This window comes from Streptomyces sp. Y20 (genome assembly GCF_043195475.1).
Lineage (GTDB): Bacteria > Actinomycetota > Actinomycetes > Streptomycetales > Streptomycetaceae > Streptomyces.
Window position 1 is genome coordinate 254,985 of the sequence record NZ_JBIDDP010000010.1, and the last position, 14,457, is coordinate 269,441.

Here is a 14,457-nt window from a genome sequence, read left to right on the forward strand (position 1 = left end):
GTGACCACACGGCAGAGCCCACGGCGCCGGGAAGTATTGGACGTGCTGCGCGCCGCTCACTCGCCGCTGGGCGTCGCGGAGACGGCCGAGCGGATGGGCCTGCACCCCAACACCGTCCGCTTCCATCTCGACGGCCTGGTGGCCGACGGCCTGGTCGAACGCCGTACGGAGGCACCCTTGGGGCCCGGCCGGCCCCGCACCGTCCACACCGCACGCCCCGGCATGGACCGCGGCGGCCCCCGCGACTACCGGCTCCTCGCCCGCATGCTGCTCGGCCGGTGGGCCGCCGCCGACCCGGCGCAGGCGCGGGCGGAGGCGATGGAGACGGGGCGCGTCTGGGGCCGCTCCCTGGTGGACCCGCCGCCCCCGCACGAGCCGCCGGCGCCCGAGCGTTCGGTGACCCGGCTGCTCGCCCTGCTGGACGGTCTGGGCTTCGCGCCGCAGCCGGAAGCGGGTGGCGAGCCGGACCGGCCGCCCCGGCGGATCCGCCTGCGGCACTGCCCCTTCCTCGAACTCGCCGAGGAACGGAGCGACTTGGTGTGCCCGATGCATCTGGGCCTGATGCAGGGGGCGTTGGCGAGGCTGGGCGCGCCGCTGACGGCCACCGCGCTGGAGCCGTTCGCCGAACCGGATTCCTGCCTGGCCCACCTGGCCCCGGCATCGCCGCTCTGAACCGGCCGCCCTCATCCGAACCGGCGGGCCACCGCGAGATCCGTCCGCTCACCCGTCCGAAGCCGCCGGCCCCGGCGGAGAAAGGCCCCACACCGATGAACGCCACGTCCGCAGCCACCGCGAGCGCGGTCACCTTCGTATGGCTCGGGATGGTGCTGGCGATCTCCTTCCTGGAGGCGCCGCTGAAGTTCCGTGCCCCGGGGGTGACGATCCCCGTCGGCCTGGGCATCGGCCGGCTGGTGTTCCGGGCGCTGAACGCCGTCGAGGCGGTCCTCGCGGTCGCCGTCCTCGCTCCGGTCGCCGTGGGGCACGCTCCCACCGAGGTCCTCGTCCCGGCCGTGGCGGCGGCGGTGCTGCTCCTCGCCCAGGTGGCCGCCGTCCGGCCCCGCCTGAACCGCAGGTCCGACCGGGTCCTCGCCGGGGAGGAACTGCCCCGCTCGCGCAGCCACTTGTGGTACGTGGCCCTGGAGGTCCTGAAGGCCGCGACCCTGGTCGTCCTGGGCGTCGCCCTGCTCACGGTGTGATCCCACGGCCGGGACCCCTGGTGGCGCCCCGCGGGGCCCCGCGGCCGGGTGCCCGGGGCGCCCCGCGGGGCCCCGCGGCCGGGTGCCCGGTGGGGACCCGGCCGCACGGGCCACCGCCGTCTCAGCCCTCCTGCTCCACGGGCACCTTCTGCATGTTCTGCGGGGCCGGTGTCGCCACGCCGCTGTGCGCGGGCGAAACCCCGTTCAGCGGCTGGCCGTTGTCGCCCGTCGAAGCGAGCAGTCTACGGGCGAGACCCAGGCCCGTGCCGCCCATGGTGAGGGCCTTGGCGAACAACTCGCCCATGCCTTCGGCCCCGTTGAGCAGCACCATGTTGTCCACGTTGCCGAACGCGGACGCACCCGCCTGAACGATCTCCGGCCACCTCTCGGCGAGCTGCTGGGCGACGACCGCCTCCTGGTTCTCCGCGAGGGCGGCCGCCCGGGCCTTGATGGCCTCCGCCTCCGCCAGCCCCTGGGCCCGGATCGCCTCGGCGTCCGCCAGGCCCTTCGCCTGCGCGGCGGCGGCCTCCGCCTCACCGGTGGCCCGGGTGGTGGCGGCGCTCGCCGCACCCCGGGTCTTGACCGACTCGGCCTCGGCCGCCGCGGCGGCCTTCACCCGGGTCGCCTCGGCCGCCGCCGCCAGCTCGGTCTCCTTCGCCTTGGCCTGCGCCGCCGAGATGCGCGCGTCCCGGTCGGCCTCGGCCAGGGTCCGCTTCTCGTACGCCGTGGCGTCCGCCGGCTTGCGGACGTCGGCCTGGAGCTGCTGTTCCCGCCGGTGCGCCTCCAGTTCGGCGACCCGCGTCTCCTGGACGACGACCTCCTGCCGGGACGCCGCTGCGGCGAGCGGGCCCGCCTGCTGCGCCTTCGCCGCCGCCTTGTCCCGCTCGGCCTGGTAGCCGGCCTGGAGGATCTCGCTGTCGCGGGTGGCCTCCGCCATCCGCGCCAGCGACTGCTGCTCGGCCTCGGTGGCGAGCCGGTTCGCCTCGGCCTGGGCGATGCGCGCGTCCCGCTGCACGGCCGCCGCGTGCGGCATCGCCAGGTTCTGGATGTACCCGGTCGGGTCCTCGATCTCGTGGATCTGCAACGAGTCCACGATCAGGCCCAGCTTCTCCATCTCCGTACCGCAGGCCGCCCGGGTCTGCCCGGTCAGCTTCTCCCGGTCACGGATCATGTCCTCGACCGTCAACCCGCCCACGATGGAACGCAGATGACCGGCGAAGACGTTGTGCACCCGCTCCGCCATCAGCTTCTGCTGGTCCAGGAAGCGGCGGGCCGCGTTCGCGATCGACACGAAGTCGTCGCCCACCTTGAAGATGACCACGCCCCGCACCTTCAGCGGGATGCCCTGATGGGTCACGCAGTCCACGTGCAGCTCGGTCTCGTTCAGGTCCAGCGAGAGCTTGCGCACCGCCTGCACCCCGGGCACCACCATCGTGCCGCGCCCGGTGACGATGCGGAATCCCATGCCCGCCTCGAGACCCTCGGTGCGGTGCGTCGAACCGGAGATGACGAGTGCCTCGTTGGGCTCGGCGACCCGCCACATCATCTTGAACAGACCGATCAGGACGAGGACGGCACCCACGACCGCCCCCGCAACGACGCCGACCATCATCGGCATACGCCCCCTTTGCATGGTGCCCGTCCGGCACCGGTCGAAGGGAGTGTGCGCCCGCCCGGGGTCCCGGAGAAGGCACCGGCGGAACCTTGTCACAATCTTGACGCCGGACGTCCCGGCCGGGGGCTGAGCAGGCTCAACCGCCGTACGCGGCCGTGACGTAGACGGTTCTCGGCGGCAGGTACTCCACCACCATCACCACCGTGCCGGGCGTGAGCCGGCCTGTGCCGTCGGCCGGATGGGCGAGGAAGTGCTCCGCGCCGCCGCGCACCCGCACGATCACCTCGCCGACCAGACCGGGCCCGACCGTCCCCGTCACCCGACCCATCAGCCCGACCATCGACGCCTCGCCCATGGCCCTCAGCGTACGGGCGGGAACGCCGTCACAGGGCCGGCCGGTCCGCGTCCGCCCGTGCCGGCGGCCACCGCTCGTGCCAGCGCAGCTCCGCCTCCAACCGGGCGGCAAGCGAGACCAGAAGGGGCTCGCTGTGCGCCGGGCCGAGCAGCTGCGCACCCACCGGCAGCCCGGGTCCCGCGAAACCGGCGGGCACGTTCACGCCTGGCCAGCCCAGCACGTTCCACGGCCACGCGTAGGGGCAGGCTGCGATCATCGCGCGGTCGGTGGCCAGCCCGCCGAGCCCGGCCAGGGCGCCGATCGGGGGCGGGGGAGCGGCCGTCGTCGGCGCGAGGATCACGTCGTACGACCGGAAGAATGCGCCGATCCGCCGGTGCAGCACCGCCTCGGCGCGCCGGGCCACCCGCAGCGGCGCCCCGGCGAGCAGCCGCCCGAGCCGGGCCGTGCCCCGGGTGCGCGGGTCGAGCAGTGCGGGGTCGGGGGCCTCGCGGACCCGCTCGGCGATCCCGGCGGTGGCCCGCGGCAGGAAGGTCAGCCCGATCTGCCCGTACGGCGGATCGGCCTCCTCGACCTCGTGCCCCAGGTCGGCGAGCTTCCCGGCCAGTTCCACCACCCGGGCGCGGATCTGCGGGTGCAGCCGGGCCGGTACGGGGGTGAACGGCGGTTTCAGGGAGAGAGCGATGCGCAGCCGGCCGGGGTCCCGGCCGACCGCGTCCGCCACGGTCAGCGGGGGCGGCCGGTGCGGGTCCCGTTCGTGGTTGCCGCTCGCCGCGTCCAGCAGCAGGGCCGCGTCGGCGACCGTGCGGGCGAGGGTGCCGTGGACCGTGATGCCGTGGAAGGACTCGCCGCGCGGCCAGGTCGAGATACGGCCGCGCTGCGGCTTGATGCCGATGAGGTGGGTCCAGGAGGCCGGGATGCGGACCGAGCCCGCGCCGTCGGAGCCGAGCGCGGCCGGGACGAGCCCCGCGGCCACCGCGGCGGCGGAACCACCGGAGGACCCGCCGGGCGTGTGCCCGGTGTGCCACGGGTTGCGAGTGTCCCCGAACGCCGGGCCCTCGGTGAACGGCCACTGCCCCAGCTCACACGTGTTGGTCTTGCCGACGATCACCGCACCGGCCGCGCGCAGCCGCCGTACCGCCTCGCCGTCCGCCGCAGCCGGCGGGAAGTCGCCCCGGCAGCCGAACGCGGTCGGCTCGCCGGCCACGTCCATGTCGTCCTTCACCGCGACCGGCACGCCGAGCAGGAGGCGGCGCGCTCCGGCCGCCAGTTCCCGGTCGGCGGCGTCCGCCTCGGCGAGGGCTGCCTCGGCGCGCACGATACGGAAGGCGTTCAGCGACGGCTGCGTGGCCTCGATCCGGGCCAGGGTCCGCTCCACCAGCGCGCGGGAGGTGACCTCCCCGCGGGCGAGGGCGCGTCGGGTGTCCGCGAGACTCGCGGCACGGTCGGGCGTCATGGGGGGAGCACCTCCGGGAGGCTCCGGGCACGATGTCTACCGCACGGTAACGTCGAAACGGCGGCCGGCGGGCGGATTGCGCCCGGAAGTCGCGCCACCTGAGCCCCGTGGCCCACGGCCGCCACCCAGGCGGCCCGAGCGACACTGCTTGCAGCATTTCCTCACCACCGTGGTGGTGCACCTCGACCACGCGCCGGGCGGCCGGGAGGGAGGCGGTGGTGTCCGGCTGACCGCGGGTCCCGCGAGCAGCCCCCGGGGTCATCGGACGGGCAGCCTGCGGGCCGTCCGCAGGCGCGGTCGCCGGCTCAGTCCGCCAGCAGGCGCCGCAGCCAGCCGATCCGGGCCGTGCGGGCCGCCCGGGACAGGGCCGCCTCGGGGGCCAGGGCGTCGAAGCCGTGGCAGCCGCCCGGCCAGACGTGGAGTTCGGCCTCGCCGCCGGCCTGCCAGATCCGGGACGCGTAGGCGACCGCCTCGTCCCGGAAGGTCTCCGCCGAGCCCACGTCGAGAAAGGCCGGGGGGAGGCCGGAGAGGTCGGTGGCGCGGGCGGGGGCGGCGTACGGGGAGACGTCCGGTCCGCCGCACCGGTCGCCCAGCAGTGCCGTCCAGGCGGTGTCGTTGGCGGTACGGTCCCAGACGCCCAGCCCGGCCATCTGGCGGCTGGACCCGCTGTCGTTGCGGTCGTCCAGCATCGGGCCCATCAGCAGCTGCCCCAGCGGGCGCGGACCCCGCCGGTCCCGGGTGAGCAGGGCGAGCGCCGCGGTCAGGCCGCCGCCCGCGCTGGCGCCCGCGACGACGATGCGGTCCGGGTCGCCGCCGATCTCCTTCGCGTGCCGCGCCGTCCACAGCAGTCCGGCGTACACGTCCTCGACCGGCGCGGGATGCGGGTGTTCGGGTGCGAGCCGGTACTCCACCGACACGACCACCGCGCCCAGTTCGTCGGCCCACGCCAGGGCCTCGGTCACACCGGCCCGGTTGGAGCCGGCCATCAGGCCGCCGCCGTGCACGTGGTAGATCACCGGCAGGGCCGCCGTGGCGGGGGCGGACGCGGGACGGCAGAGGAGGAGGGAGACGTCGGGGGCGCCGGCGGGGCCGGGCACCGTACGGTCCTCCGTCTCGAAGGCGCCGTCCAGGGTGGGGTCGACCAGCTCGGCGGCCTCGCTCTGCCGGGCGCCGTCGAGGTCGTCCAGGGTGAAACCGGGCGACAGCACGTCCCCGTACCGCTCCAGTACGGCGGCGAGTTCCGGGTCGAACGGCGGCGGAACCAGGGGCATGCCTCTTCCTCCCGTGAGACGTCCGGCGGCCGGTGCTCCGGTGCGGCCGCGCGACCGGTCGTACGGCGGCCCCCGGCACGCACGCCTGGAGCGGCGGTGCGGGAACCCGGCCGGCGTACGCGGTCACGACCCGCCTACCCCGCCGTGGCCGGGTCACCTGCGTCACCGGCACCCCATCGCGCCGCCCGGGGACGGCGAAGGGCCGGAGCCGTGGCGGGCTCCGGCCCTTCGCGGGTCCTACGGTCAGGCCGCGGCGGCCTCGCCCACGTTGCTGTGCAGACGGGCGACGACCTCGGTCAGCTGGGCGGCGACCTCGGCGTCATCGGCCGGGTGGGTCGCGGCGAAGCGGGTCACGGAGCCAGGGATGGAGAGCTTGATGTCCTCGATCACCTTGCCGCCGGCGATGCCCACGGCCTTGCGGGTGTCGTCCTGCGCCCACACGCCGCCGTACTGGCCGAAGGCGGTGCCGATCACGGCGACGGGCTTGCCGCCGAAGGCGCCGGCGCCGTAGGGGCGGGACAGCCAGTCGATGGCGTTCTTCAGGACGGCCGGGATGGTGCCGTTGTACTCGGGGGAGAAGAACAGGAAGGCGTCGGCGGCCTGGGCGGCCTCGCGGAGCTTCGCGGCGGCGGCCGGCACGTCGCCCTCGACGTCGATGTCCTCGTTGTAGAAGGGGACGTCGGCCAGGCCCTCGAACAGCTCCACCTCCGCGCCCTCGGGCGCCAGCTTGGCGGCCGCCTCGGCCAGCTGGCGGTTGTGCGAACCGGCGCGCAGGCTGCCGACGAGCGCGAGGATGCGAACGGACATGAGAACTCCAAGGGGCTGAAACGTCGCTGTCACGAATCCGGACTGAGGTCCGTTTATGTTTCTACCACCCTAAACGGACCGCGGTCCAGTTTTCTTCCCGATGCTTTACGCTGTCTTCATGTCCCGCGCGCTGCCGCCCTTCCCGAACCCTCAGGAGCCCCTCGGCGAACCCAGGTTGCTGGAGGTCGGCACCGCTCCCGACGAGCCGTGCCTGCGGGCGGACGCGGCCCGCAACCGGGCCCGGCTGCTGGAGGCCGCCGCCCGGCTGATCGCGGAGCACGGGGTCGCCGGGGTCACGATGGAGGCGGTCGCCGCCGCGGCGCAGGTCGGCAAGGGCACCGTCTTCCGGCGCTTCGGCGACCGCACCGGACTGCTCATGGCCCTGCTCGACCACTCCGCCCGGCAGCTGCAGGCCGACTTCGTGGGCGGCCCCCCGCCGCTCGGGCCCGGCGCGCCGCCCCTGGAGCGGCTGCGGGCGTTCGGCGTGGCGGTGCTGTACCGCTCGGCCGAGCAACTGGACCTGCAACTCGCCGCCCAGGCCGAGCCGGCCCGCCGGTTCGCCCACCCCGCGGTCGAGGCGCTGCGCGTCCACGTCACGATGCTGCTCCGGCAGATCGTGCCGGACGGCGACTGCGACCTGCTCGCCCAGACCCTGATGGCCTCACTGGACCCGGCACTGATCCACCACCTGACCCGGCAGTGCGGCATGCCCTTGGAACGCCTGGAGACCGGCTGGACCGACCTGGTCGCCCGGGTGACCCGCACCGGCCCGTACCGCTAGGGCCTCCCGGTCGGATCTTGCCGGGCTCGCGGGCTCTGGCGCCGCTTCCGCTTCGCTCGCGCGGGAGGTACCCCCACCGCCGCGTCGGCGTCGGTCCGCGTCCGGTGCGCGGCGCGCCGCGGCGGCTTTCTCCTCGGCGTTACCGGTGCCGGTTCTGTGCAACGGTGAACCACCTTGCCCCGGCTGCTCCCGGTGCCCGGGCCTCTGCCAGGATGCGGTCCGTCATGGTGCAGATACCGAACACGCCCACGAGTGCCGATGTGGCCCGCCTGGCAGGCGTCTCCCGCGCGACCGTCTCCTACGTCCTGAACAACACCGGCGCGGTACGCATCAGCGAGCCGACGCGCCGGCGCGTGCGCGAGGCCGCCCGCGAACTGGGGTACGTGCCGCACGCCGCCGCCCGCAGCCTGCGCGCCGGGCACAGCCGCATGGTCCTCATGCCCGCCCCGGCCGTCCCGGCCGGGCCCCTCTACAGCGCGTTCCTCAACGAACTCCAGTGGGCGCTCGGCCGTCTGGACTACACCGTCGTGCAGTACGGCAGCGTCGGCCTGGAGGGCGACGAAGCCGCCCGCGCCTGGGCGGAACTGCGGCCGGTCGCCGTCCTGGTGCCCGGCACCGGCCTCGGCCCGCAGGGCGTCGCCGTCCTCAAGAGGTCCGGAGCCCGGGCCGTCGTCACCCTCGGTCCCGTGCCCGTCGACGGCGCCCACGCCCTGCTGATGGATCACCACGCCGTAGGCCGTTGCGCCGCGACCCACCTGTACGCCCGTGGCCGGCGCCGGATCGGTGTGGTCGTACCCGCGGAGTCCGGGCTGGAGGCGTACTCGCGCCCCCGGCTCGCGGGCGTCCGCGAGGCACTGCGCGGCACGGACGCGACCGTGACCGGGCTGCCACTCGCCCACACCGAGGAGGCCGCCGCCGAACTCGCCGCCCGCTGGCCCGAGTCGGGCCTGGACGCGGTGTTCGCCTACAACGACGAGTACGCGATGCTGCTCATGCGCGCGTTGCAGGACGAGGGCGTGCGCATCCCCGAGGACGTCGCCGTGATCGGCGCCGACGACCTGATGCTGGGCCGGTTGCTGCGACCGCGGCTCAGCACGGTCCACATCGAGCTGCCCTCGGGCCGCGACCTCGCCGGACTGGTCGACCGCGCCGTACGCGATCCCGGCGGCGAGCCCGAGGTGCACACCGTGCTGGGGGCCTCGGTGGTGCGGCGCGAGTCGAGCTGACCCGGTACCGAGGCCCCGTACGGGTTACTTCTGCGTCTCGCCCTGCTGGGCGGCGATGCTCTTGCGGACCTCGTCCATGTCGAGGCCGCGGGCCTGCCCGATGAGGTCCGTGAGGACCGGCGCGGGCAGGGCGCCCGGCTGGGAGAAGACCGCCACCTGGTCGCGGACGATCATCAGCGTCGGGATCGACTGGATGTCGAAGGCCGCGGCCAGCTCGGGCTGCGCCTCCGTGTCCACCTTGCCGAAAACCAGGTCGGGATTCTCCGCCGCCGCCTTCTCGTAGACGGGCGCGAACTGCCGGCACGGGGGGCACCAGGGCGCCCAGAAGTCGATGAGAACGAACGCGTTCTCGCTCATCGTCTGGTCGAAGTTCTCCTTGGTCAGCTCCACGGTGCTGCTCATGGCGTGATTCCCTCTTCCTGGTGTAGGGGTGTGCCGACGGCGGAAACACGGCCGCCGGTCCGCCTATTCCACGCGCGCACGCCCGTGTTCCGCGCGCGTACCCCTGTGGCCACGGCGCACACCACCCACCAGACTGGCCCCATGACGGAAACGAAAACGATCGCCTACGACGTCGTGGTGCTCGGCGGCGGCCCGGTCGGCGAGAACGTCGCCGACCGCACCCGCGCGGCCGGCCTCACCACCGCGGTCGTGGAGAGCGAACTGCTCGGCGGCGAGTGCTCCTACTGGGCCTGCATGCCCAGCAAGGCCCTGCTCAGGCCGGTCATCGCCCACGCCGACGCCCGCCGCCTGCCCGGGCTCCGGCAGGCCGTGCGGGGCCCGCTCGACACACCGGCCGTGCTGGCCCACCGGGACGAGTACGCCTCCCACTGGAAGGACGACGGCCAGGTCGCCTGGCTGGAGGGCACGGGCGCCGACCTCTACCGCGGCCACGGCCGGCTGGCCGGGCCCCGTACCGTCGCCGTCACCGGACCCGACGGCACCCTCACCACCCTCACCGCCAGGCACGCCGTCGCCGTCTGCACCGGCACCCGCGCCCAGCTGCCGGACCTGCCGGGACTGGCCGAGGTCAGGCCGTGGACGAGCCGCGAGGCCACCAGCGCCAAGGCGGCACCCGGACGGCTGATCGTCGTCGGCGGCGGCGTCGTCGCCACCGAGATGGCCACCGCCTGGCAGGCCCTCGGTTCCCGGGTCACCCTGCTGGTCCGCGGCAAGGGCCTGCTGAACCGGATGGAGCCGTTCGCCGGCGAGCTGGTCGCCGACGCGCTCGCCGAAGCGGGCGCCGACATCCGCACCGGCACCTCCGTCGAGTCCGTCACCCGCGAGAACGGCACCGTCGTGGCCGTCACCTCCGCGGGCGACCGCGTCGAGGCCGACGAGATCCTCTTCGCCATCGGCCGCGCCCCGCAGACCGACGACCTCGGCCTCGACAGCGTCGGCCTGCGACCCGGCTCCTGGCTGGACGTCGACGACAGCCTGCGGGTCACCGGCACCGACTGGCTGTACGCCGTGGGTGACGTCAACCACCGCGCCCTCCTCACCCACCAGGGCAAGTACCAGGCCCGTGTCGCCGGCGCCGCCATCGCCGCCCGCGCCGCCGGCAGCCCCCTGCTGGACGAGCCCTGGGGAGCGCACGCGGCCACCGCGGACCACGACGCCGTACCCCAGGTCGTCTTCACCGACCCCGAGGCCGCCGCGGTCGGCCTCTCCCTCGCCGAGGCCGAACAGGCCGGCCACCGCGTGCGCGCCGTCGACGTCGAGTTCTCCTCCGTCGCCGGGGCGGGCCTGTACGGCGACGGTTACAAGGGCCGCGCCCGCATGGTCGTGGACCTGGAGGACGAGATCCTGCGCGGCGTCACCTTCGTCGGCCCCGGCGTCGGCGAACTCATCCACTCGGCCACCGTCGCCGTCGCCGGCCGCGTCCCGCTCGGCCGGCTGTGGCACGCGGTCCCGTCCTACCCGACCCTGAGCGAGGTGTGGCTGCGGCTGCTTGAGGCGTACCGGGACAACTGAGCGGCGCCTACGGGAGGCGGAAGCCGAGGGCCTCGGCGGCCGCCTCCGGGGAGGGCTGAGCCCACAGGGCCCCCACCGCCTCGTCGGTCGACAGGGACCGGATCTCGGCGCGGTCCAGGTACAGCGTGCCGTCGAGATGGTCCGTCTCGTGCTGGACGATCCGGGCGGGCCAGCCGGTGAACACCTCGTCCAGGGCACGGCCCCGCTCGTCCTCGCCGCGCAGCCGTACCTCCGCGTGCCGGGCCACCACCGCCTGCCAGCCCGGCACGCTCAGGCACCCCTCGAAGAACGCGGCCCGGGCGCTGCCGGCCGGCTCGTACACCGGGTTGACCAGGACCCGGAACGGCTGCGGGACCCGGCCCCGGACCACGGCGACCTCCTGCGGCACCGGCGCCGGATCCTCGATCACCGCGATCCGCAGCGGTACGCCGACCTGCGGGGCTGCCAGTCCCACGCCGGGCGCCGCGTGCATGGTGACGCGCAGGGCCTCGATGAACCGGGCCAGCAGGGCGGGGCCGAGCTGGCCGTCGTAGGGCTCGGTGCCGCGCCGCAGCACCGGCCGTCCGGCCGCGACGAGGGGCAGGGGGCCGCCGGCGGCGAGGAGTTCCTCGACCCGCTCGGCGAGCGGTGCGTGTTCACGGGGAGGTGCCATCGCGTCAGGATGCCATGCCCGGGCACCGCTCCCCGTGGGTACACGTTGCCGGGCCTCACCGGGCCGGGAAGCCCGGCCCGGTGAGGTGAGAACCGCCGGGCCCCGACTCCGGCCGGCCGCCCCTCCCGGACGGAACCGCCGGGCTCGGTCTCAGGCCGTCCGGGGCCTGGCCCCTCCCGGACGGAACGGCCGGGCTTCGCCTGCGGCCGTCCGGGGCCGGTCGCGTCATTCCTCCGGGAAGTCGCCCGCGAGCGCCGAGGCGATCCGCAGGTGCCGGCCGGCCTCCTCGTGCCGGCCCTGCCGCTGGAGGGTGCGTCCCAGCATCAGCCGGGCGTAGTGCTCCACCGGCTCCCGCTCCACGACGGTCCGCAACTCCGCCTCGGCGCGCCCCAGCTGCGCCGAGTGGTAGTAGGCGCGGGCCAGCAGCAGCCGGGGCCCGGTCTGCTCCGGCGCCTCCTCGACCAGCCCGGCCAGCACCCGCGCCGCACCCGCGTAGTCCCGGGCGGCGAAGAACTGCCGCGCGCGCTCCCACCGGTCGGCGGCGGTGCCGTGGTCGTAGTACGTGGTCTCCACCCGTGTCTCCATCCTGGCCTCCTCGTCCCTCCTCGACGCGGGCATAACGGAGGGCAGTTGTTTAATATTCCACTACCTCGGCCGGGTGGCCGGAACCAGCCCGCGGCAGCACGTGGCGTTCGGGACGCCAGGTGGCGACGAGGGCCGCCGCCAGCAGCAGTTCGGCGATGTCACCCCCGTAGTACATGATCATCGCACCGCCCTGGACCTGGGGGACGGGAGTGTGGACGTCCACCCAGAAACCGCCGTACATCAGCTGTGCGACGACCGCGTGCACGGCGATGGCGCACCCCAGGTACACCAGCCGGGTGCGCACACCGGGGCGGGCCGGGGCCGGGTCGGGGCCGGCGACGGCGTACGCGAACAGGCAGCCGGACAGCAGGAAGTGGGCGTGCAGCAGCCAGTGTCCGGCCGGGTGGGCCGTGGCGGTGCCGTAGAGCGGGGTGAAGTACAGGACCACGAGGCTGCCGGCGGACAGCAGCAGACCGGCCGCCGGATGGGCGAGCAGGCGGGCCGGGCCGCTGTGCAGGAACGCGGTGAGGCGCCGGGCCCGCGACGCGGGCAGGGCGCGCAGCAGGAGCGTGACCGGCGCGCCGAGCACCAGGGCGAGTGGCGCGTACATGCCGATGAGCATGTGCTGGGCCATGTGGCCGCGGAAGTCACGGTGGGCGAGGCCGGCGACGGGCGGCAGCAGCGCCGCCGCCAGCAGCACCAGGCCGGTGCCGAAGGCGGCGGTACGCCAGGGGTTCCAGCCACGCACCGGGTTGCGGCGGCGTGCCCGGCGGACGAGCAGCAGATATCCGACCGCGCACACCAGCAGGGCCAGCGCGGGCAGCACGGTCTCCAGGGGTCCGCCGCCCTCGTGGTGGTGCGGGTGACTCATGCCGGGGTGCGGGTGGAGGGTGCCGTGGTCCATCAGACCGTGCGGCCCTCTCCGCCCGCGAGAGGCGTCGCCGGATCGAAGGGCCGTGCACCGCGTTGCAGAAGCCGGCCGCCGGCCAGCAGCAGCGCGCCGAGGGCCAGGAAGCCGATGTCCCACCAGACCTGGTACGGCCCGCCGTGTACGTGGTGGATGCCCAGGATCTGGTGATCGAGGAGGCCCTCGACCAGGTTGAACAGCCCCCAGCCGGCCAGGATCCAGCCCCACAGCACCCGTGAGGCCCACACCTGGCGCCGGCCGGTGGTCACCCGGGCGTACAGGATCGCGAGGCCGCCCAGGACGGCGAGCCAGCACACGGTGTGGAAGACGCCGTCCCAGACGGTGTTCATCCGCAGCCCGGAGACGGTGTGCGGGTCGTAGTACTTGACACCGATGTGATCGTGGTCGGTGCTGGTGAGCATGTGGTGCCACTGCAGCAGCTGGTGCAGCAGGATGCCGTCGACGAATCCGCCGAGCCCCACCCCCAGCAGGATCCCCGGCAGTCGAAGGCCGGGCGGCGCGGTCTCGGTCCCGCTCTCGCGCACGGTGGTCGCCATCGCTCCTCGTCTCGGTCGGTTTCCGGGTTCGTTCCCGGGGGGCCGGTTCCCCGTTCCGGCTGCCCTACCGACAGGTACCAGTTCCCGGGCTCCACCGCTGCGGCACGCTCGGCCATCCGCGGGCGGCGGGCAGCGCGGCCCGGCCGGGCCGGGCGGTCGCGCCGGTTCGGCCGCGCCGGGGCTCCCTCAGGCCGTCCGCCCGGCGAAGAAGTCGCCCAGCGCGGACGCGAGATCCTCGGGCGCCTGTTCGGCCACATGGTGCCCGGAGTCGATGCCGTGGCCGCGCACGTCTTTCGCCCATCGCCGCCAGATCCGCAGTGGATCCCCGTGGAGGTCCTCCAGATCGTCCCTGAGCGACCACAGCACCAGCGCCGGGCACCGGATCAGGTTCCCGGCGGCGCGGTCGGCCTCCTCGTGCCGCAGGTCGACGGTCAGCCCGGCCCGGTAGTCCTCCAGCATCGCCCGCACCACCTCGGGGTTCCTGGTGGCCTCCCGCCACTCGTCGTGGTTCTCCCGTCCCATGATCCGCGGGTCGCCGCGGTACCAGCTGTCCGGATCGGCGTTGATGACCCGCTCCGGGACGTCCGGCTGGGCGAAGAAGAACCAGTGCCACCACTGCGTGGCGAACTCGGTCGTCAGCGGCGACAGGTGCTCACTGATCGGGAGGCAGTCCAGCAGCGCCACCCGGGAGACGGCGTCGGGGTGGTCGAGCGTCAGCCGCAGCGCCACGGCGCCCCCGCGATCGTGCCCGGCGACCGCGAACCTGTCGTGGCCGAGCGCGCGCATCACCTCGACCACGTCACCGGCGACGGCCCGCTTGGAGTACCCGGCGTGGTCCGCGGTGGGCGCCGGACCACGCGAGCGGCCGTAGCCGCGCAGGTCGGGACAGACCACGGTGAATCCGCCGAGGACCAGCAGCGGGGCGACCCGGTGCCAGGTCGCGGACGTGCGCGGATGGCCGTGCAGCAGCACCACCGGCGGACCCTCGCCGCCGTGGCGTACGAAGACCGACGCACCGTCCGTCCGTACCGTACCGACCTCGAAACCCTCGAACACGGACCACCCCTCCGCTCGTCGC

General features: G+C 74.6%; 16 protein-coding genes. 5 read left to right on the top strand and 11 right to left on the bottom strand.

Going from position 1 to position 14,457, the window contains the following annotated elements:
• Positions 1 to 672, top strand: coding sequence for a helix-turn-helix transcriptional regulator (locus ACGFT1_RS25200; protein WP_373911241.1), 672 nt, complete (start codon positions 1 to 3; stop codon positions 670 to 672).
• A gap of 95 nt (positions 673 to 767) precedes the next feature.
• Positions 768 to 1,196 (top strand): hypothetical protein, encoded by a 429-nt coding sequence (locus tag ACGFT1_RS25205; RefSeq protein ID WP_373911242.1) that lies wholly within the window; start codon positions 768 to 770, stop codon positions 1,194 to 1,196.
• A 121-nt stretch (positions 1,197 to 1,317) separates the two neighbouring features.
• On the opposite strand, the gene ACGFT1_RS25210 is transcribed toward ACGFT1_RS25205, so the two are convergent.
• From ACGFT1_RS25210 to ACGFT1_RS25230, 5 genes are all read right to left on the bottom strand, one after another.
• Positions 1,318 to 2,814, bottom strand: coding sequence for an SPFH domain-containing protein (locus ACGFT1_RS25210; protein WP_373911243.1), 1,497 nt, complete (start codon positions 2,812 to 2,814; stop codon positions 1,318 to 1,320).
• Positions 2,815 to 2,947: 133 nt separating this feature from the next.
• Positions 2,948 to 3,166: a hypothetical protein gene (locus ACGFT1_RS25215; RefSeq protein WP_373911244.1), complete on the bottom strand. Its 219-nt coding sequence runs from the start codon at positions 3,164 to 3,166 to the stop codon at positions 2,948 to 2,950.
• Between the two features lie 28 nt (positions 3,167 to 3,194).
• A complete protein-coding gene (locus tag ACGFT1_RS25220) occupies positions 3,195 to 4,619 on the bottom strand; it encodes an amidase (RefSeq protein WP_373911246.1) in 1,425 nt (474 codons plus the stop codon).
• A 305-nt stretch (positions 4,620 to 4,924) separates the two neighbouring features.
• Complete coding sequence (locus ACGFT1_RS25225; RefSeq protein ID WP_373911247.1) at positions 4,925 to 5,890, bottom strand: alpha/beta hydrolase; 966 nt, start codon at positions 5,888 to 5,890, stop codon at positions 4,925 to 4,927.
• 243 nt (positions 5,891 to 6,133) lie between these two features.
• Entirely contained in the window at positions 6,134 to 6,697 is a 564-nt protein-coding gene (locus tag ACGFT1_RS25230; protein ID WP_373911248.1) for an NAD(P)H-dependent oxidoreductase, read from the bottom strand.
• A 100-nt stretch (positions 6,698 to 6,797) separates the two neighbouring features.
• Here ACGFT1_RS25230 and ACGFT1_RS25235 point away from each other — a divergent pair, with 100 nt between their 5' ends.
• Both ACGFT1_RS25235 and ACGFT1_RS25240 read left to right on the top strand, forming a co-directional pair.
• A complete protein-coding gene (locus ACGFT1_RS25235) occupies positions 6,798 to 7,478 on the top strand; it encodes a TetR/AcrR family transcriptional regulator (RefSeq protein ID WP_373911249.1) in 681 nt (226 codons plus the stop codon).
• A gap of 224 nt (positions 7,479 to 7,702) precedes the next feature.
• The gene (locus tag ACGFT1_RS25240; protein WP_373911250.1) at positions 7,703 to 8,704 is read left to right on the top strand and encodes a LacI family DNA-binding transcriptional regulator; all 1,002 of its coding nucleotides are present in this window, start codon (positions 7,703 to 7,705) and stop codon (positions 8,702 to 8,704) included.
• A 24-nt stretch (positions 8,705 to 8,728) separates the two neighbouring features.
• On the opposite strand, the gene ACGFT1_RS25245 is transcribed toward ACGFT1_RS25240, so the two are convergent.
• Positions 8,729 to 9,106, bottom strand: a complete 378-nt coding sequence (locus ACGFT1_RS25245) for a co-chaperone YbbN (RefSeq protein WP_121785650.1) — start codon at positions 9,104 to 9,106, stop codon at positions 8,729 to 8,731.
• 141 nt (positions 9,107 to 9,247) lie between these two features.
• Here ACGFT1_RS25245 and ACGFT1_RS25250 point away from each other — a divergent pair, with 141 nt between their 5' ends.
• Positions 9,248 to 10,678: an NAD(P)/FAD-dependent oxidoreductase gene (locus ACGFT1_RS25250; RefSeq protein ID WP_373911251.1), complete on the top strand. Its 1,431-nt coding sequence runs from the start codon at positions 9,248 to 9,250 to the stop codon at positions 10,676 to 10,678.
• Positions 10,679 to 10,685: 7 nt separating this feature from the next.
• Here the strand turns inward: ACGFT1_RS25250 and ACGFT1_RS25255 are convergent, their stop codons facing one another.
• From ACGFT1_RS25255 to ACGFT1_RS25275, 5 genes are all read right to left on the bottom strand, one after another.
• Positions 10,686 to 11,330 carry a peptide deformylase gene (locus tag ACGFT1_RS25255; RefSeq protein WP_373911252.1) on the bottom strand — a complete coding sequence of 215 codons (645 nt, stop codon included), beginning with the start codon at positions 11,328 to 11,330 and terminating at the stop codon, positions 10,686 to 10,688.
• A 225-nt stretch (positions 11,331 to 11,555) separates the two neighbouring features.
• Positions 11,556 to 11,903, bottom strand: coding sequence for a tetratricopeptide repeat protein (locus tag ACGFT1_RS25260; RefSeq protein ID WP_373911295.1), 348 nt, complete (start codon positions 11,901 to 11,903; stop codon positions 11,556 to 11,558).
• A gap of 61 nt (positions 11,904 to 11,964) precedes the next feature.
• The gene (locus tag ACGFT1_RS25265) at positions 11,965 to 12,819 is read right to left on the bottom strand and encodes a cytochrome c oxidase assembly protein (RefSeq protein WP_373911253.1); all 855 of its coding nucleotides are present in this window, start codon (positions 12,817 to 12,819) and stop codon (positions 11,965 to 11,967) included.
• Entirely contained in the window at positions 12,819 to 13,379 is a 561-nt protein-coding gene (locus ACGFT1_RS25270; RefSeq protein WP_373911254.1) for a DUF2243 domain-containing protein, read from the bottom strand. Before ACGFT1_RS25270 ends, ACGFT1_RS25265 begins: the two co-directional genes overlap by 1 nt.
• Before the next feature lie 186 nt (positions 13,380 to 13,565).
• On the bottom strand, positions 13,566 to 14,435 hold the full coding sequence (locus tag ACGFT1_RS25275) for an alpha/beta fold hydrolase (RefSeq protein ID WP_373911256.1): 870 nt from the start codon (positions 14,433 to 14,435) through the stop codon (positions 13,566 to 13,568).
• Between the last annotated feature and the right edge of the window lie 22 nt (positions 14,436 to 14,457).